Annotated in this window: 13 protein-coding genes; 7 read left to right on the top strand and 6 right to left on the bottom strand. The window is 65.4% G+C overall.

The features are described 5' to 3' along the window. Positions 1–76: 76 nt before the first annotated feature. Complete coding sequence (locus ABIC75_RS17675) at positions 77–1,048, bottom strand: helix-turn-helix transcriptional regulator (RefSeq protein WP_354015207.1); 972 nt, start codon at positions 1,046–1,048, stop codon at positions 77–79. Between the two features lie 143 nt (positions 1,049–1,191). Here ABIC75_RS17675 and ABIC75_RS17670 point away from each other — a divergent pair, with 143 nt between their 5' ends. Together ABIC75_RS17670 and ABIC75_RS17665 are read left to right on the top strand one after the other, a co-directional pair. Beyond that, positions 1,192–2,091 carry a hypothetical protein gene (locus tag ABIC75_RS17670; RefSeq protein ID WP_354015206.1) on the top strand — a complete coding sequence of 300 codons (900 nt, stop codon included), beginning with the start codon at positions 1,192–1,194 and terminating at the stop codon, positions 2,089–2,091. A 112-nt stretch (positions 2,092–2,203) separates the two neighbouring features. Next, a complete protein-coding gene (locus ABIC75_RS17665) occupies positions 2,204–3,028 on the top strand; it encodes a DUF481 domain-containing protein (RefSeq protein WP_354015205.1) in 825 nt (274 codons plus the stop codon). A 66-nt stretch (positions 3,029–3,094) separates the two neighbouring features. Here the strand turns inward: ABIC75_RS17665 and hemC are convergent, their stop codons facing one another. Continuing rightward, the gene (hemC, locus tag ABIC75_RS17660) at positions 3,095–4,012 is read right to left on the bottom strand and encodes a hydroxymethylbilane synthase (protein WP_354015204.1); all 918 of its coding nucleotides are present in this window, start codon (positions 4,010–4,012) and stop codon (positions 3,095–3,097) included. Between the two features lie 137 nt (positions 4,013–4,149). Here hemC and ABIC75_RS17655 point away from each other — a divergent pair, with 137 nt between their 5' ends. After that, positions 4,150–4,818 (top strand): tetratricopeptide repeat protein, encoded by a 669-nt coding sequence (locus tag ABIC75_RS17655; RefSeq protein ID WP_354015203.1) that lies wholly within the window; start codon positions 4,150–4,152, stop codon positions 4,816–4,818. A gap of 25 nt (positions 4,819–4,843) precedes the next feature. On the opposite strand, the gene ABIC75_RS17650 is transcribed toward ABIC75_RS17655, so the two are convergent. The 3 genes from ABIC75_RS17650 to ABIC75_RS17640 all read right to left on the bottom strand — a co-directional run bounded on the left by ABIC75_RS17650 (position 4,844) and on the right by ABIC75_RS17640 (position 7,332). Continuing rightward, positions 4,844–5,548, bottom strand: coding sequence for a LytR/AlgR family response regulator transcription factor (locus tag ABIC75_RS17650; RefSeq protein WP_354015202.1), 705 nt, complete (start codon positions 5,546–5,548; stop codon positions 4,844–4,846). Positions 5,549–5,558: 10 nt separating this feature from the next. Beyond that, positions 5,559–6,605: a sensor histidine kinase gene (locus tag ABIC75_RS17645; RefSeq protein WP_354015201.1), complete on the bottom strand. Its 1,047-nt coding sequence runs from the start codon at positions 6,603–6,605 to the stop codon at positions 5,559–5,561. Between the two features lie 61 nt (positions 6,606–6,666). Next, positions 6,667–7,332, bottom strand: a complete 666-nt coding sequence (locus ABIC75_RS17640; RefSeq protein WP_354015200.1) for an alpha/beta hydrolase — start codon at positions 7,330–7,332, stop codon at positions 6,667–6,669. Between the two features lie 215 nt (positions 7,333–7,547). Between ABIC75_RS17640 and ABIC75_RS17635 the strand changes: the two genes are divergently transcribed. Together ABIC75_RS17635 and ABIC75_RS17630 are read left to right on the top strand one after the other, a co-directional pair. After that, positions 7,548–9,983, top strand: coding sequence for a S9 family peptidase (locus tag ABIC75_RS17635; RefSeq protein WP_354015199.1), 2,436 nt, complete (start codon positions 7,548–7,550; stop codon positions 9,981–9,983). A gap of 266 nt (positions 9,984–10,249) precedes the next feature. After that, positions 10,250–17,026, top strand: a complete 6,777-nt coding sequence (locus ABIC75_RS17630; protein ID WP_354015198.1) for an autotransporter outer membrane beta-barrel domain-containing protein — start codon at positions 10,250–10,252, stop codon at positions 17,024–17,026. A gap of 93 nt (positions 17,027–17,119) precedes the next feature. On the opposite strand, the gene ABIC75_RS17625 is transcribed toward ABIC75_RS17630, so the two are convergent. Continuing rightward, a complete protein-coding gene (locus ABIC75_RS17625; RefSeq protein WP_354015197.1) occupies positions 17,120–17,944 on the bottom strand; it encodes an AraC family transcriptional regulator in 825 nt (274 codons plus the stop codon). Positions 17,945–18,182: 238 nt separating this feature from the next. On the opposite strand from ABIC75_RS17625, the gene ABIC75_RS17620 reads away from it, so the two are divergent. Both ABIC75_RS17620 and ABIC75_RS17615 read left to right on the top strand, forming a co-directional pair. After that, positions 18,183–18,422: a hypothetical protein gene (locus tag ABIC75_RS17620; RefSeq protein WP_354015196.1), complete on the top strand. Its 240-nt coding sequence runs from the start codon at positions 18,183–18,185 to the stop codon at positions 18,420–18,422. Positions 18,423–18,592: 170 nt separating this feature from the next. Next, positions 18,593–18,964, top strand: coding sequence for a MarR family winged helix-turn-helix transcriptional regulator (locus tag ABIC75_RS17615; protein WP_354015302.1), 372 nt, complete (start codon positions 18,593–18,595; stop codon positions 18,962–18,964). The last annotated feature ends 26 nt before the right edge of the window (positions 18,965–18,990 follow it).

The following is an 18,990-nucleotide window of genomic DNA, read 5'->3' as shown; positions in this document are numbered from 1 at the left end:
TGAGTGGAGAGAAGTGAGCAGCAAGAGGGTGCTTGGCAGCGCCTCCGGGTTGCTCATTCCTGTTGACCCACTTATCTCACTGATAGCCGCCCAGTGCCAGCTGCAGCTGGATCTTCATTTCCTCGCGCAACGACAACGGCGCCACCACTTCCGCATCCGGACCGTACTTGAGCACGTCCATCAGCAGTTCCTTGGAATTGGAGTAAGGCACCTGCAATTCGTAGCGGCCGTCCGACAGCCACTCGCCTTTCTGTTGCGAGTGCCAGTGCTCGTCCGCCACCCAGCGTGCGGCATGCTGAGAGAAGCGCAGCGTGGCCCAGGCCTTGGGCTTGCCGGCGAAGATGCCATAGCTGGAAGCGAGCGCGTCGTTGAGTTCCTGTTCGGCCACGTCGCGCGCGGCGTCTTCGAGCGCCTGCGGTTCGGCGATGCGATCCACGGCGAAGCTGCGCAGCGCTTCGCGGTCGTGGTCCCACACGTCGAGGTACCAGTTGTCGCGATAGTGCGTCAGGCGCTGCGGCGACACGCGGCGATGACTGTCGGCATTGGTGGTGCGCGCGCGATAACGGAAGCGCAGTTGCTTGCGTTCAAGCACCGCGCCAGCCACCACGCGAAAGACCTGCTGGTCGAGCTTGCGCTCGCCCCAGGCAATGACGCGAATGCGTTCGATCGGCAGCGTCTTGCCGGTGCCCTGGTCGGAGAGCAGATGTTCGATGCGCGCCTTGAACGGCGCCAGCGCACCCGCAAGTACACCAGGCCCGCTGCGACCGATGAGTTCGTTGAGGGCAAGCAATGCCGCCAGTTCATCGGAGGTCAGCCACAGCCCCGGCAATTCGAAACGTTCGCCTTCGCCCACTGCATAGCGAAACGCGGCATGTTCGCCGCCCGCGCTTTCAATGGGCGCACCGAGCGCGTCGCGCAGGAACGCCACATCGCGATACAGCGTCGCACGCGAACACTCCAGCTCGTCCATCAGGCGAGGCAGAGGTACGGGGTAGTGCGCCGACTTCAGCAGTCGATGCAAAGTGAGAATGCGCTCGTAACGGTCCATGAAATGTTTTTCGACGGCTGCGTCTGCGTAGCATGCGCACCGTTTGCGATAGCCGCAAGTCCACCAGATGGTGGAATTCAGCAAGACCACGCCACGGTCACGCGCACGTGATCCCCCCTTCACGTACAAAAGACGCCACCCTCATGAAGCCGCGCCACATCGCCCACCCGCAAGCCGTCGCCGACGGACGAACCGCTCCGCGCGCGCAACCTCGGGCGCTGGCGTCCACGCTGCTGCATGTCAGCGGCTACGACGGCTTTGGCCTATGGATGGCGCTGGGGCTCGCGTTGGCCATCGGCGTGTATCCCGATGGACGCGGCGACGTGCTGGTGCCCATCGCGCTGGGCGCGGCGCTGGTGGCGATGGGTTTGCTCGCCGCGTGCCTGCATTCGCACTGGATGTCGCACTGGCACGGCTGGGTCATCGTCAAAGGATCACGCCCCACGCGCGATGCATTGGTGGCGCTCGCCTGCATCTTGCCCGTGCTGGCGGTGGCCGGCCTGGCGCGCGGTGACAACGCGTTCTGGGCGACGCGCCTGTCAGGCGCGGCCATGGCGTTGTGCGGTTTATGCAGCCTGGTCATCACCGCTTATGGCGATGCACGGCGTCAGGCGCCGGACATGGACATGCGTCTTGCCACCCAGTTGCCGTTGAGCCGCGTGGTCTCGGCCACGTACGGCGGTGGGCTCTGGCTATGGCTTTGCACGGCAGGCCAGGAGGTTGACGACGCCACCCTGCATCCGCGCGCGTGGATCATCGGCCTGTTGGCGCTGGCCTTGCTGCGTGGCTTGGTGGAGAACCTGCGTTGGCAGGCCACCCTGCAGCGGGTGGCAGCGCCACGCGGTCGGCTGGAACTGCCGCCCAGGCGTTATCTGGCGGCACTGCTGGTGTATGCGTTGCCGTGTCTCGCCTTGCTGCTGATGAGCTTCAGCGATGGCTGGCTCGCCCTGGCCTCCCTGGCAGCCGTGAGCTGCACGGTGGGTATGGCGATCGAGCTTAGTTTGTATGATGAAGCCCTGGCAGCTTTGCCGGGCGGCCCGTGACGGGCCCGCCGCGCGTCAGCGCTGAACAAAACCTCCCCCGGTTCACAGGCAGTTCAATCCGCCCCGTTAAGGTGGCGGCCTCCCCATTTTAACGAAAAAGGAACAATCTGACATGAAAAGCACCCTGATGGCGGGCGCCCTGCTCGCAGCGCTGGCCAGTTTTGGCGCTCAAGCCGACGACGCGTCATCGAATCCGGCCAACAACGGCGGATGGACGGGTTCGGGCGAATTCGGTTTCGCGTCTTCCTATGGCAATTCGCGCTCGGAAAACATCAACGCCAAGCTCGGCGTGAGCCAGGAGAATGACCTGTGGAAGAACAATTTCTTCCTCAACGGCCTGCGTTCCAAGGGTGAAGTCGAAGTGCAAGACCAGCAAGGCAACACCGTCGATCGCCTGACCACCACCGCGAACCGCTACGACAGCGGCGCGTCGGTGGGCTACAAGCTCGATCCGCGCAGCTACATCGTTACGGCCGCTCGTTACGAGCACGACGATTTCGGCGCCAACCTGTGGCAGGGCATCGTGTCGGTCGGTTACGGCTACATCGCGCTGAAGACCGAGCGCACCGAGCTCTCGTTCGAAGCCGGCCCGGGTTACAAGCGTTATCGCCCCGCCGACGTCGACCAGTCGGTGACCCAGCCCGATGGCACCACCGAGACGGTGCGCGTGCGCCAGAACACGGTGAGCGAAGCCGTCGGCCGCGGCCTGGTCAACTACAAGTACCGCCTCACCGACAACACGGCGTTCGAAGACACGCTGCTGATCGAAGCGGGCTCGGACAACAAGTACTACCAGAACGACATCGGCCTCTCGGTCAGCATGACCAAGAAGGTGGCGCTCAAGCTCGGCTACCAGGTGCGCTACAACAGCGACGTGCAGCCCGGTACGCAGAGCACCGATTCGCTGGTGACCACCAACCTGCTCTACAACTTCTAAGCGCTCGCGCGCTGCACCGAAACCGCCTGGGCGACCGTCGATGACGGCTCGCCGGGCGGTTTCCTTTTAGTGGCCCAGCAGCGGGCCCGCGCCCAGGTCGAACAGCGCCGCGGCCACCTGCTTGCCCAGGACTTCAGCCTGATCACCCTCGGCCTCGGCCTGCGCGTGCAGCAGGCGTCCGCTACTCACGTCGCCCACCATGCCGCGCAGGTGCAGGCCACGCTCGGTGACGGTGCACCAGGCACCCACCGGCACTGTGCAACTGCCGCCCAGTGCCTGGTTCATGGCGCGCTCGGCGGTTACGGCGAGTCGGGTCTGCGCGTCGTCCAGCGCCGAAAGCAGCGCGAGCACGTCGTGCCGGTCGGAACGCGCCTCGATGGCGATCGCGGCCTGTCCCGGCGCCGGCAGCCAGTCCGGCGCCGCCAGCCGGCCACGGATGCGCGAGGCCAGGCCCAGGCGTTCGAGCCCGGCGCAGGCCAGCAGGATGGCGTCGTAGTGGCCCGCGTCGAGCTTGGACAAACGTGTGCCCACGTTGCCGCGCAGGTCCAGCAAGGTCAGGTCGGGACGCGCCGCGCGCAGCTGTGCCTGCCGACGCAGCGACGAGGTGCCCACGCGCGCACCCAGCGGCAACGCGGCGAGGTTGGCGTAGTCGTTGCTGACGAAGGCATCGGCCGCATCGGCGCGCGGCAGGATGGCCGGCAGCGTGAAGCCAGGCTCCAGTTCCGACGGCACGTCCTTCAGCGAATGCACGGCCAGATCGGCGCGGCCTTCCAGCATGGCCACTTCCAGTTCCTTCAGGAACAGGCCTTTCCCGCCGATGGTGGCGAGCGGTTTGTCGAGGATCTCATCGCCCCGGGTCGACAGCGGCACCAGGTCCACGAACAAACCGGGATGGACTGCGCGCAGCTCCGCCGCGACGTGTTCGGCCTGCCAAAGGGCAAGCGCGCTCTTGCGGGTGGCGATGCGCAGCGTGGTGGGCGTCATGGTGGTCTCGTTGGGGGCGTCGCACGAGGCTTCGTCGGGGGCCCCATTGTCGCGTAAATATTGCCGCGGCTGCATTAGGTGCGCGGTCGCGGGACGGGCTATGCTCGCGCCGGGACGGGACAGCAAGGAGTGTTGTCATGAAATTCCGCAGCGTGGTTTGCGCAATGCTTTTCGCCATGGCGGGCCACACCGCCGTTGCGGCGAACATTCCTTCAACGGCAGGCAATGCCGGCACGGCGCTTCCCGTGCTGCTGCCCGACGGTAGGCCCTACACCGATCCCGATGTGTCCGCGCGCGGATTGCCCGAGGCTTCCGCGTTCCATCAGGTCGGCTCTTCCGGCGCGTTTCCGCAGATTTCGCCCGTGCGCAAGCTGACCGATGAAGGCTGGCTGGCGGCGAGCACGCATCGCGCCAGTGCGGCGCAGGTCAATTTTCACCGCGCCCTGCGCATCAAGCCGAACGATCGTCGCCTGCTCTGGGCCTATGGCTGGAGCATGATCAATCTCGGCGATCCGGCCTGCGCGCTCGAGGCATTCCAGCGCAATCTCTCGTTGCGTCCGCAGCAACGACCCCAGTGGGTGCCGATGGCGATGGCGCTGACCTACACCGCATCCGGCCAGCGCGATGCGGCGCTGGCGTGGTATCGCGCCGCCGCGCTCAGCGATCCGGTGCGCTTTGGCACCGACAACGCCACCTTGCGCACCACGTTGCACTGGACGTCGAGCGAGCGAGCGCTCATCCGGCAATTGATTGGCTTTGCGAACCAGGGCGATGGCGTCGATTCGCGGGAACTGGCCTCGCGTTGACGAGTGACGGAAGCGCGATGGCGCTTCAACCCATGCGCAACAGCTTGCGCAGCGCCGGCAGATTGCGGCGACTCACTTCCGGCATCAGGTCCGTGCCGCCGAGGCGCGCGAGTACGCGGCCATCGGTCAGCGTCTTCAGCCCGATCAAGCGCTGCGCCGGCACGAGGCAATTGCGATGCAGGCGGATCAGCGTATCGGGATAGGCTTCTTCGAGCTGGCGCAGCGACTCTTCCAGCAGCAGCTGCCCGCCACGGTGCTGCACCACCACGTACTTCTCTTCGGCCAGCAGGCAGATCACATCGTCCAGCGCTACGCGAACCTGTTCGCCGCGCAGGCGGCCGTGCAGGTAGCCGCCGGACTCGCGCGGTGTGTGCTGTAAGCGCTGGCGAGCGCGCTGCAGCGCTTCGTTGAGCCGCTCCAGGCGCACCGGCTTGAGCAGGTAATCCACCGCGCCCAATTCGAAGGCGTGTAGCGCATGGCTCTCGTAGGCGGTGCAAAACACCACCAGCGGACGCTTGCTGCCGGCCAGCCGCTGCGCGATCGCGGTGCCGCTGATGCCGGGCATGTTGATGTCCAGCAGCAGCACGTCGGGATGCAGTTCGCCGAGCGCGTCGAGTGCGGCTTCGCCATCGGCCACGCTGCCTGCGATCTCCACGCCCTCGCATTCGCCGAGCAACGCGGCGAGTCGCGTGCGGGCCAGGGGTTCGTCGTCAACAATGAGTACGCGCATGGAGTTCGGTCTACGGTGCAGGCAGCTGGAGACGCACGACGAAGCGCTCGCCCTCGGGGCCGGCGGTGACGCGCGCGCGCGGGCCGTAGCGATAGGCCACGCGGCGGCGCACATTGTCCAGGCCGTGGCCATGGCCGCCGGGTGCCGGCTCGCCGGCCAGCGGGTTGTCGATTTCGATCAGGATGTCGCCGCCTTCGCACCGCCCGCGCAGGATCACTTCGCCGCCTTCGCGCAGCGGCTGGATGCCATGGCGCACGGCGTTCTCCACCAGCGGCTGCAGCAACAGGCGTGGCAGCGGAAAGGCATCGGGCAGATCGTGCAGCTCGCGCCGCACGCGCAGGCGTTCGCCCAGGCGCAGTTGCTCGATGTCGAGGTAACGATCGACCAGGCTCAGTTCCTCGCCGAGCGTGCCGTCGCGCGTGCTGTGCTCGCCCAGCGCGGCGCGAAAGAGTTCGGAGAGGTCTTCCACGGTGCGCTCGGCCGCCGCGGGATCCACGCGCACCAGTGCCGCCACCGTGTTCATGCTGTTGAACAGGAAATGCGGGCGGATGCGCGCCTGCAGCGCCGACACCTGCGCCTGCGTCACCGCTTCCAGGCGGGTCTGCCACTGCGCGAGCAGGTAGAAATAGCGCAGCATCGCGGCGCCCAGCAGGGCGGCGATCAAGGTGTTGTTGAGTACGAAGTCGCCGGTGCTGTCGTTCAGCAGTTCCATCTGCATGGCGGCGTCCATCCAGTGCACCAGGGCGCTGCCGCCCATCACGATCAATACCATCGCCAGCCACACGCCGGCATAGGCCGCGTGTCCCGGCAGACGCATCAGGAGCGGGCGCAACTTGCACAAGGCCACGCCGATCACCACCGCCAACCAGTCGGCGAACAGCATGCCGACGCTGAAACCGCGCCAGCCATGGCTGTTGTTGGGCGCCAGCCACATCACGGTGACCGTGACCGAGGCCATGATGAGCAGCGCGAAGATCACCGGCCCGCTGCAGAAATCGGGTAGCGGGCGATGCTCCGCGCGACTTGGCGCCGGTGTATCGGTGGTGGACTCCCTCATGTGAAGGAGTATGCCGCATCAAGGTGCGTGCTTCTTTGCGCGCCGTCCCGGCGCACGGGGATCAGGCGCCGAGGCGCACGGTCATCCACTGGCGCAGGTCGGCCACTTCCTCGGCGCACACGGAGTGCGGCATCGGATAGGTATGCCAGCTCACTGGATAGCCCATTGACTGCAGCAGGTCGCGCGAATTGACGCCGCGCGTCAGCGGCACGATCGGATCGGCGGTGCCATGGCCCCAGAACACCGGTGTACGCCCGTTGGCGAGGTGGCGCTCGGTACCGAAGGCGTCCTGCAGCGGCAGGTAGGTGGACAACGCGATGATGCCCGCCAGCGCCTCGCCGTAGCGCAAGCCAGCCGACAGGGCGATCGCGCCGCCCTGCGAAAAGCCGGCAAGCAGGATGTTCGAGGTCGGCACACCGCGCTCGTTCTCGCGCGCGATCAGCGCATCGACGCTGGCGATGGACGCGCGCATGCCGGTTTCGTCCTGGCGGGAGATCAGATCCACCCCGACGATGTCGTACCAGGCGCGCATCGGCATGCCGCCGTTGACCGTCACCGGTCGCACCGGCGCATGCGGAAACACGAAGCGCAGCGCTGGCCACGCCGGCGACACCAACTCCGGCACGATGGGGGCGAAGTCGTTGCCATCGGCGCCCAGTCCGTGCAGCCAGATCACGCTATGGCCCGGATTCGGGGCGGTTTCGATCTCAACGGTGGGCAGGGGCATGGTTGTTCGCCGGCATGGGGACTTCGGAGATAGCACGCCTTCAAGACATGCAGGGGGAACCTCACGGAACGCATGGACCGCAGGTTGGCCGACACGGCGCCGGCAGGGGAACCCCAAAGATTAACTGCCTAGGCGATCAGTTTGTACGGGACCAACGGCGCTTGTGCCGTTCGGAGGCTTGGTTATGCTCCGGCGTTTTGACTGTGGAGCCATCCATGCGCCGAACGCTGTTCGCCGGCCTTGCCGCCCTTGCCACGCTGCCCGCGGCGGCCCTGTCGCCCCCGTCGTCCGGTGGCCAGCTGGACCTGGAAACCATCATGGCCAATCCCGACTGGATCGGCGCCGCGGTGGAACAGCCCTACTGGAGCGTGGACGGCCACAGCCTGTACTACTCGCTCAAGCGCGACGGCAGCAAGGTGCGCGACCTCTACCGCGTGGATGCCGCCAGCGGCCAGAACACCAAGCTCGATCCCGCCGCCATGGCGCAGGCCGAAGGCCCGGCGGTGTACGACCGCACGCATCGTCATGCCGCCTACGTGATGCACGGCGACATCTTCATGGTCGACCTTTCCAGCGGCCGCCGCGTGCAGGTGACCCGTTCGACCGAAGCGGAATCCGCGCCGCGCTTCTCCAGCGATGGCCGCAGCCTGCAGTACCGCCAGGGCAACAACTGGTTCGTCTACGACCTCGCCGGCGGCGTGAGCGCGCCGGCCGCCGTGCTGCGCTTCGTCGACGATCCGCAGGCCAAGAAGCCCGACCAGCTCAAGGACATGCAGCTGGAACTGTTCCGTTCGCTGCGCGAGAACAAGGCCGACAAGGACGCCTCGCGCGACAACGACGACGCGCTGATCGCCGCCGATCCGAACCGCGCACCCAAGCCCATCTACCTGGGCGAAGGCGCCGAGCCGGCCGACACCGAACTGTCGCCGGACGGTCGCTGGATGCTGGTGGTGACCAAGCCCAAGGGGGCCAAGGAAGGCAAGCGTCCCGAAGTCACGCATTACGTGACCGACTCCGGCTACGCCGAGCAGCAGGAAACGCGCGTCTACGTGGGCCGCAACGATCCCGCGCCGCAGTCGCTGGTGCTGGTGGACCTCAAGTCCGCCAAGTTCTATCCGCTGAAGACCGATGCGCTGCCCGGCATCAAGGACGATCCGCTCAAGGACATCCGCGCCAAGACCGTCGCCGCGCTGGAAAAGGATGGCAAGGGTGATGAAGCCAAAGCCTTGAAGGCTCCCGATGTTCGCCCGGTGCGCATCGTCTCCGGCGCCGAGGACGGCGGTGGCGGCGGCATCGTGTGGAGCGACGACGGCCAGAACGTGGCCGTGCAGCTGCGCGCCATCGACAACAAGGACCGCTGGATCACCAGCGTCGACTTCGACAAGCACGCGCTGGTCACCCAGCATCGCCTCACCGACAACGCGTGGATCAACTGGAACTTCAACGATTTCGGCTGGCTCAAGGACGGCCGCACGCTGTGGTATCTCAGCGAGGAAACCGGCTATTCGCAGCTCTATTCCAAGACGCTCGGCGGCAAGGCCAAGGCGCTGACCAGCGGCAAGTTCGAAGTGAGCCATCCGGCGCTGAGCGAAGACGGCCAGTGGTTCTACGTGCGCACCAACCAAGTGGCGCCGTACAGCTACGACGTCTATCGCGTGCCCAGCGCGGGCGGTGAACTGACGCGCCTCACGCAAGTCCAGGGCATGGACGATTTCGCGCTGTCGCCCGACGGCCGCCAGCTCGCCGTGCTGCATTCGGCGCCGTACACGCTGGCCCAGCTGGCCGTGCAGAGTGTCGACGGCGGCACGCCGCGCGAACTCACCAACACCATGAAGCCGGCCTTCACCGCGCACCAGTGGATCCAGCCCAAGATCATCGGCGTGCCGTCCTCGCATGGCGCGGGCACGATCTGGGCGAAGTACTACGGTCCGGCCGATGAAGCCGCTGCGGCTTCGCGTCCGGCGGTGATCTTCGTGCACGGTGCGGGCTACCTGCAGAACGTCACGCTGTCGTACTCCAACTACTTCCGCGAGCAGATGTTCCACAACCTGCTGGTGCAGCAGGGCTACGTGGTACTCGACATGGACTACCGCGCCTCCGACGGCTACGGCCGCGCCTGGCGCACGGCGATCTATCGCCAGATGGGCCATCCGGAACTGGAAGACCTGCTCGACGGCAAGGCCTGGCTGGTGAAGAACCACGGCGTCGATCCCAAGCGCGTGGGCATGTATGGCGGCAGCTACGGTGGCTTCATGACGCTGATGTCGCTGCTGCGCGCACCGGGCGAATTCGCCGCCGGTTCCGCGCTGCGCCCGGTGACGGACTGGACCAGCTACAACCACGAATACACGTCCAACATCCTCAACGATCCCCAGCTCGATCCGGAGTCGTACCAGGTCAGCTCGCCGATCAACTTCGCCGACAAGCTGCAGGACCCGCTGCTGATGGAGCATGGTTTGATCGACGACAACGTGCTGACCAGCGACACCATTCGCCTGTATCAGCGCTTCATCGAGCTGCACAAGAACAATTTCTGGATGTCGCTGTATCCGATGGAGCGCCACGGCTTCACGCATCCGGACTCGTGGTACGACGAATACCGTCGCATTGATGAGTTGTTCAACACCTATGTGAAGCCGGTGAAGCAGTAACGCCTATGTCGCTCTCCCAGCCGCGACGTGGACTGGGGTGAAAGTCGAGCTCTCGAAGCCGCTCCAACCGGAGCGGCTTTTTTTGTTCGCCATCCCGATGCCGGCTCTGCCACGGGGCCATTCCGCCAGGGCCAGCCCAGTTCACGGCAGGTGCACGCAGATCACCCGTATATTCTTGCGACAACATGGAATGCCCCTCAGACGAGGTGGATGAGAGGACGTTCTTCCGGCCATTTCGGCCAGAACGACCATCACGAGATTCCAAAGTGGCCAAGCCCTATCAGGGTAGGCATCGTGGGCCGGGCTCCCTGACAGCCCTCGTAGCGCTGCGTATCGCACCGCTCGCGCAAGGACTGTTGCTGACGGGACTGTTGCCCCTTGCCACACCTGCCAGCGCGCAGCAGGTGGTCGCGAACGGAACGACGCAAACCGCTAGCGGTGTCATCAATACCGGCACAGTGGCGAGCACGGGGGGATTCGCACTCTACGCGCTGAATGGCGGCACCATTAACGGCGTCAGCGGACTCAGTCTGACCACCGGCGGCGCCAGCGCCATGGCGACTTATGCAGCGGGCGCGGGCAGCTCGATCCATGTGATCAACACGACCATTCTGACCACCGGCGACGGCTCGTACGGCTTATATGCGCCGGGAGGCACCGTCACGGCTACGGGCGGGTCGGTGACGACGAATGGCGCCAGCAGCCTCGGTATCGGCGCAATCAATGGCCCGACGAGTGGAACGGTGACAGCGACCGGCGTCGCGGTGGTGACCCATGGCGCCAACAGCGGCGGCGCGAGCGCGCAAGGCGGATCCGTCGTCAACCTAAAGGACGTGTCGATCACAACCACTGGGACCACCGCCAACGGCATGTACACGGTGGGCGCGTCCTCTAGCGGAATCGCGTCATTGCTGGTGGCGGATCATGTGACTGTACTGGTGACCGGAAACGGCGATCTCACTCATGCCGCCGCAGTCGTCCGTGGCGGTAGCAGCATGGTCATTCAGAATGGCAGCAGCATCACCGCCACGGGAACAGGCATGGCGGGGCTGAGCGCATCAACGGCGGGTTTGGTGAACACGCTGACGGTGACCGACAGCAGTGTCACGTCGGCTCTGGATACCGGCCTCCGGACGAATGGCGCCCCCTTCAATGTATCGCTCACCCGTTCTTCGATCAGCGGCGGCAGCTCACTCCTCAATACGATCAACGGCGGCATCCTCAACCTGACGGCGGATGCGTCGAACCTGACCGGTGTGGCGATGACCGACACGGCGACCAACTCCGTTTCGAACGTCACATTGAAGAATGGGTCACTCTGGAACCTATCCGGCAATTCCACGCTGAGCAGCCTGATCCTGGACAACGCGACGTTGCGCTATCAGGCGCCGGCGGCCATCACCTTGGGCTCTGCATCGCCTTCGATTTCGCTTGCTTCTGGCGGTGGAGCGATCGACACCAACGGCTTCACTATCGTGGAATCGCAAACCTTCAGCGGCGCCGGTGGGCTCACCAAAGCGGGGGCAGGCACGCTCATTCTGCCCACTGACAATGCTTATACCGGTGGGACGACGATCAGTGCCGGCACGTTGCAGGTCGGCAACGGGGGCACGACGGGAAGCATCACTGGAAACATTGTCAATAACGGCACGCTCGCCTTTTTCCGTAATGACCCCAGTACGCCCATTCTCATAACCAACGCTGTTTCTGGTGGGGGCGATATTCGCCTCATGGGCACGGGGGGCCAGGACGAATCCGCGTATCAGGTGAGCGCAGCCGGCGGCACATTCACCGGCCATATCTATGTCGAGCAATCGCGGCTGACCATCACTAGCGCTGCCGCAGCCGTTGGCACGGGCATGACTGTGGAAAACGGCGGCCAGCTGTGGCTCCAGGCCAATGCAACTTATGCCGAGCCGCTCTTCATCGAAGGCGATGGCTGGTTGGAGACCCTGGGTCGTCTCGGAGCCTTGCGCATGGCTAATGGAGCCACGGCAAGCGGTGCCGTGACGCTTATCGACGACGCGCAGATCGACCCCTACTTCAAGAATGATACCGGCACCATCAGCGGCGCCATCAGCGATGGTGGTCATGGCTTTGCCTTGGAGAAGATCGGCGCGGGAACGCTCACCCTGACCGGCGCCAACAGCTATACCGGCGGGACGCTCGTCAGCACCGGAACGTTGCGCGTCAACGGCAACCAGGGTGCGGCAACCGGACTGACCAGCGTTGCATCGGGTGCAACGTTGGGCGGCAGCGGCACGATCGGCGGCAGTGTCGTCATCGACAACGGTGGCATCCTCGCGCCGGGCAATAGTCCCGGCACGCTGACGATCAACGGCGATCTCACGCTCAATGCCGGTTCGTTGATCAACTATGAATTGGGCCAAGCCAATGTCGCGGGCGGATCGTTCAACGACCTGGCCTCGGTGGGCGGCAACCTCGTGCTCGACGGCACGCTCAACGTGACGGTGTCCGCGGGTGGCAGTTTCGGAGCGGGCGTGTATCGCGTGTTCGGTTATGGCGGAACGCTCACCGACAACGGCCTGGCGATCGGCACGATTCCGTCGCCGAACTATTTCGTCCAGACCTCGGTCGCCAATCAGGTCAATCTGGTCAACACCACCGGCCTGACGCTGAACTACTGGGACGGCGCCGCGGGGCCGAAGAACGACGGCGTGATCAACGGCGGCAATGGTGTGTGGCAGAGTTCGACCGGCAACGACAACTGGACCCAGATCACCGGGACCCCCAATGCACCGTGGAGCACGAACGCTTTTGCGATCTTCCAGGGCGCCGCGGGCACGGTGACGGTCGACAACAGCGTCGGCGCAGTCAGCGCGTCAGGGATGCAGTTCGCGGCCAACGGGTATGTGCTGGGCGGATCGATGCTGACGCTGGTGGGCTCGCAGCCGACGATCCGGGTGGGCGACGGCACTGCGCTCGGCGCGGGTTACACCGCGACCGTTTCCGCGCCGCTGGCGGGCAGTGGCGCGTTGCTCAAGACCGATCTCGGCCGTCTGATCCTGAGCGGCGCCAACACCTACAGCGGCGGCACGACGATCGCGGCGGGCACGCTCGAAGTCGCGGCCAATGGCGCGCTGGGTGCGGGCGCGGTGACCGCGGGCGTCGATGGTACCGTCACCACGCTCCAGGTCGACAACGGCGCCACGATCGGCAACCGGGTGCTGCTCAATGCAAACAGCCGGCTCGACAATCGCGGCACCGTCTCTCGCATGGCGGCCGGCCAGTTGGCGGTGGAAGGCCATGGCACGGGAATCGTCGTGACCAACAGCGGCACCGTCGCGGGGGATACGGGCGTGCTGCTCGCAGACGGCGGCACCGTTGCCAATACCGGTGCGATCACCGGGGCAGGCCTGGCGGTCAGCATCCAGGGAACCACGGGAGGCACGATCTCCAATGCGGGCTCCATCACTGGTGGGACGGGCGGCATCGCGCTGTTCCAGGGCGGCACGATCGACAACGCACTCGGCGGGAGGATTTCCAGCAGCGGCGGCACAGGAATATCTCTCGCCATTGACGGTTCGGTGGCCCCAGTGGGCATCGCGATCAACAACGCGGGCACCATTGAAGGAGCGGCCGTCGGTATCGATCAGGCGATCATCCTTGAAGGCGCTGCCGGCGCTTCACCGTTTTCCGCACTGGTCAGCAATGGCGCGAGCGGCACGATCTCCGGCAATCAGGCTGGCATCCGCATCGGCCTTGACACCGACGTGACCAATGCGGGTGTGATCGCTGGCGATACGGCCGTCGTATTGGGAAGCGGCACGCTGACCAACGCGGTCGGGGCCCAGATCAACGGCAACACCCTGGGTGTCCAGATCTACGGCGGTGCGAGGGTCAGCAACGCAGGCCGCATCACCGGCACGGTCGACCTGGATCCCGTTGGCGCGGTGCCCGTCAACGCGGTGACGCTGTTCACCGGATCGAGCATCGCTGGCGATCTGAACATCGGCGCCAACGCGAGTTCGACCCTCACGCTGGACGGCGCAGGCACGCAGCTTTACTCCGATGCGGTGACGGGAACGACGAGTTTCGTCGGCCCGCTGACCAAGACCGGCGACAGCCGCTGGATCATCGATAGAGCACTGACGCCCGCGAACACCACGATCGTCGGCGGCATACTGCAACTGGGCAATGGCGGGACGGTCGGCTCCATCACCGGTGATATCGCCGACAGCGGCGTGTTGGCGTTCAACCGTTCGGACGTGGTGACGTTCAACGGCGTGATTTCCGGCAGCGGTGCGGTCGGGCAGAGCGGCACCGGCACCACCGTGCTGACCGGCACGAACACCTATCTCGGCACGACCACCGCGAGCGCCGGGCAACTATGGATCAATGGCAACCAGAGCGCGGCCACCGGTCTGACCCAGGTGCTGAGCGGCGCGACGTTGGGTGGTGTCGGCATCATCGGTGGCGATGTCACCATCGCCGACGGCGGCCACCTGGCGCCCGGCAACAGCCCCGGCACGCTGATCATCAACGGCAATCTCGCGCTCCATGCCGGCTCCATCCTCGACTACGAATTCGGGCTGGCCAACACGCCGGGTGGCGCGCTCAACGATCTGACCGTGGTCGGCGGCAACCTCGTGCTCGACGGCACGCTCAACGTGGCGGTGTCGGCCGGCGGCAGCTTCGGGCCCGGCATCTACCGCGTGTTCGATTACGACGGCACGCTCACCAACAACACGCTCGCCGTCGGCACGATCCCGTCGACCAGCTATTTCGTGCAGACCTCGATTCCCCATCAGGTCAATCTGGTCAACACCGAAGGCCTAGTGCTCAACTACTGGGACGGCGCGGCGGGCCCGAGGAATGATGGCGTGATCAATGGCGGCAACGGCCCGTGGCAGGCCAGCGCCGGCAACGACAACTGGACGCAGATCACCGGCACGCCCAACGCGCCGTGGGCCGATGGTGCGTTCGCGATCTTCACCGGCAGCGCCGGCACGGTCACGGTCGACAACAGCCTCGGCGCGGTCACCGCCAACGGCATGCAGTTCGCGAGCAACGGTTACGTGATCACCGGTGATGCGCTTACCTTGATCGGACCGCAATCGATCGCGCGCGTCGGCGACGGCACGTCGGCGGGCGCCGGCATGACCGCGACGATCAACGCTGCACTCACCGGCGACACGCTGTTGTTGAAAACCGATCTGGGCACGCTTGTACTGGGCGCCGCCAATGACTACAGCGGCGGCACTGTGCTCGAAGGCGGCACGCTGCGGCTCGGCAACGCGGCGGCGCTCGGCCCGGGTCGGCTGGACATGGTAGAGGGCACCACGCTCGATTTCAGCGGCAGTTACACCATCGCCAACAACATCACGCTCTCGGGTGACCCGACGATCAATACCGCCAGCGGCTTGACCGACACGCTGAGCGGCGCGATCAGCGACGGCACCGGTCCCGGCACGCTGGAGAAGATCGGTGCCGGCACACTCGTGCTCACCGGGGCAAGCAGCTATTCCGGACTGACCCTCGTGCAGGCGGGCACGTTGCGCGCGGGCGGCGGCAACGTGTTCAGCCCGATCTCGGACTTCACGGTGGCGAGTGGTGCGACCGTGGACCTCGCCGGCTTCAGCCAATCGATCGGCGCGCTGAGCAACGCGGGCCTGGTCGATTTCGGCACGGGTACGCCGCCGGGCACGGTGCTCACCGTGCATGGCAATTACACGGGCGTGTCGGGTGCCTTGGGGCTCAACGCGTTGCTCGGCGACGACAACTCGCCGTCGGACCGCATGCTGATCGATGGCGGTATCGCCGGCGGTTCGACCGTGCTCGACATTCGCCAGAGCGGCGCAGGTGCGGTCACTACGGGCAACGGCATCGAGTTGGTCGGCGTGTTGAATGGTGGCACCACGCAGGCCGGTGCCTTCCATCTGGGCAGCCCGGTGATTGCCGGGCCTTATGAATATTCGCTTCAGCGCGGCGGCGTTGATGGCAGCGACCCGGAGAACTGGTTCCTGCGCGACACGCTGGCGCCACCGCCGCCTCCAACACCGCCTTCGCCACCTTCTCCACCGGCGCCTCCCACCCCACCTCCGCTTCCGCACTACCGGCAGGAGGTCTCGCTCTATGCGGCGGCTCCGGCGCTGGCGATGATCCAGGGACGGCAGATGATCGGGACGCTTCACGAGCGCATGGGCGACGAGGAGCAATTGCTCGGCGATCCGTTGCGTGAACCGCCAGGCGAGTCGAACGCCATGTGGGGCCGCGTCGTTTATCGCGAGGGCAAGACGCAGGGCGATCCGATCGGTATCTATGGCGATGGGCCGTCGTACAAGAGCGACATGGTCACCGTCCAAGTGGGCGGCCATCTCTATCGCGCATTGAGTGACAGCGGCCGGCTCGATCAGGTGGGCGTCTATGGTGCTTATGGCAACGCCGATGCCGATGTCGATCACAACCTGTTGAGCCTGCAGTTCAAGGCCGGCTCGATTGGACTCGACACCTATGCGGCGGGTGCGTATTGGACACATTATGAGCCCAATGGCGCCTATCTCGATGTGGTCGGGCAAGCGAGCTGGTACGGGTTCGACCTGAAGGGGCTGCGCCTGCCGCAGATCGAGCCCGACGGCTTCGGCCTGGCCGGCTCGGTCGAAGGTGGCTATCCGTTCAAGATCGGGCACGAGCTGGTCCTCGAGCCCCAGGCGCAGATCATCTATCAGAACCTTTCGGTGGACAGCTTTGCCGATCCGGGAGCACACGTGCGCTATCGCGATCTCGACTCGCTTACCGGGCGGATCGGTGTGCGTCTGGCAACCCAGGGCAACTATGAAGTGTGGGTGCGCGCCAATCTCTGGTACGAATTCCTCGGAACGCCCAAGACCGAATTCTCATCGGCGGCCGGATGGGTGCCGTTCCACGCCGATCTACCCAACCTGATGGGACAGTTGGGCGTGGGCGCGGGCCTGCGAATCACCTCGAATGTCTATGTATTCGGTGTGGCGAATTACGAGAGCACGTTCAACGGCAACTCGCACAGCTGGGACGCCAAAATGGGTGTTCGTATTCGCTTCTGACGGACACGGCCGCCTCGATGGCGGCGTCCGTTCGCAGTGACCAACCATGCGGCTGCTCACGTCTGCAAAACCGGGAACACCGAAACGAGCGTCCTACTGCGTCGCCTGCGCCGCGAAATACCTCGCTGGCGGTTGCCCGAAACTCCGCCGGAACATCGCCACGAACGCACTCACGCTCGCATAGCCCAACGCATCGGCCACCGCAGACACCGGCTCGCCGTCGGCCAGACGTTCCAGCCCATGCGTCAGTCGCGCCAGCTGGCGCCACTGCGCAAAGCTCAGCGCGGTTTCGCCTCGGAACAACCGGCTCAGGCTGCGTGGCGAAAGTCCCGCCCAGGCGGCCCACTCATCGAGGCCACGGTTGTCGTTGGGGTTTTCCAGCAGTGCCACGGCGATGCGCAGCGCGCGTCGATCCACCGGCATCGGTAGATGCAGCGGCTCGCGCTGGGCGCGGCAGATTTCTTCCAGCAGCACGGCGGTGAGGCGTTCCTGGCTTTCGTCGAGCTGCGTTTCCCAGATCCATGAACTGGCGCGGCGCACCAGGGCGCGCATGAGTTCGGTGACGCCGATGACGCAGGGTTCGGCAGGCAGGCAACCGCATTCGGGCGGGGTCACGAATACGCCCCAGCCTGTCATGGGGCCGCTGAGGGTGACGGTGTGCTCCACACCCGGCGGCATCCAGCCGGCGCGGTGGGGCGGCAGCAGCCACGAGCCCTGCGCCGTGCGCACGTGCACCAGGCCGCTTTCGACGCAGTACAGCTGGCCGCGTGCGTGCGAGTGCCAGCCGTATTCGCGGCTGCTGTCGGTGTACTCGCTGGCGACTTCGCCTTCGGTCCAATAGGCGATCACCGAGGGCCCGTCGAGGCGCTCTATCAGGGCATGAAACTGGTGTTCGTCTTTCTCGGCGACGTGGCCCATGGCCGGTTCTCGATAAAGTTTGACCAAATAACGCTAACAGTAATTGGCTGGCCTGCCCAATCATGCTGGCCCTATCCCCGCCGCTGCCGCCGCTCGCGGTCCCCAACGTGTCGTCGGTCGCGGTTCGGGTGTACGTGCCGTGACTCCTGCTTGATCCGGATCCGTCACGCCCGCACCCCGACACACGTCCTGATTCAGCAAGTGGCGTCGATACCCCGGCGCCAGAGGGAGCAGACCCATGTCGACGATTGCCGTACGCACGTCCACCGCCGAGAGCGCGCCGCTCGAGGCTTTCGTGGCCTGTGCGCACCAGATGCTGGACCCCAACACACCCGAAGCGGCCCGCTGCGCCCTGGAACCCCGACTGCTCGCGCTGCTGCCGACGCTTCGCGCGCTGGGCGTGTTCGAGCTGTTCGACGTGCGCCACCCGGCCCTGCGCACCTGGCTGGAGGACGAGATGCAGGAGGGTCCTCATTGAGCTGATTTCAAATTTTGTTCGGGCAAAATGTATCCAGCACATATTTGCCTTGACAAATATATTTTCGGCAATAGAATTGCCGCGGTATGAGCCCCCCAACCCCCCTTTCCGTCCAGAAAGACAGTATCGGCGTCCTGATCGGACTGGTTCGCAGCGAACTGGTCCGGAAGATGGAGGCCGAGTTGCAGGCGTCAGGCGTGGAGCTTCGCTTCACGCAGTTCCTGATCCTCAAGCGCCTGGCCCTGGTAGGCCCGATGTCGGCCAGCGAACTGGCCCGTTCGGTGGAACTGGACGGCGGCGCCATGACGCGCCAGCTCGACCAGCTCGAAGGCAAGGGCCTGCTGCGCCGCTGTCCGCATGAACAGGACCGCCGTGCGCTGCGCATCGAGCTGACGCCGGAAGGCGATGCGATGTGGCGGCAGATGACGCCCTGCAACGACCGCGTGCTGGATGCTGCGCAAAAGGCGCTGGATCCGACCGAACGCGAACAACTGCGCGATTACCTGGAGCGTGTGCTGCACACGCTCCGCGACAAGAACTGACCCGTTTCACTTTTCTGGAAACCAAG

Source organism: Dyella japonica (genome assembly GCF_040545895.1).
Lineage (GTDB): Bacteria > Pseudomonadota > Gammaproteobacteria > Xanthomonadales > Rhodanobacteraceae > Dyella > Dyella japonica_D.
This window is presented reverse-complemented; position numbering and strand designations above follow the sequence as displayed.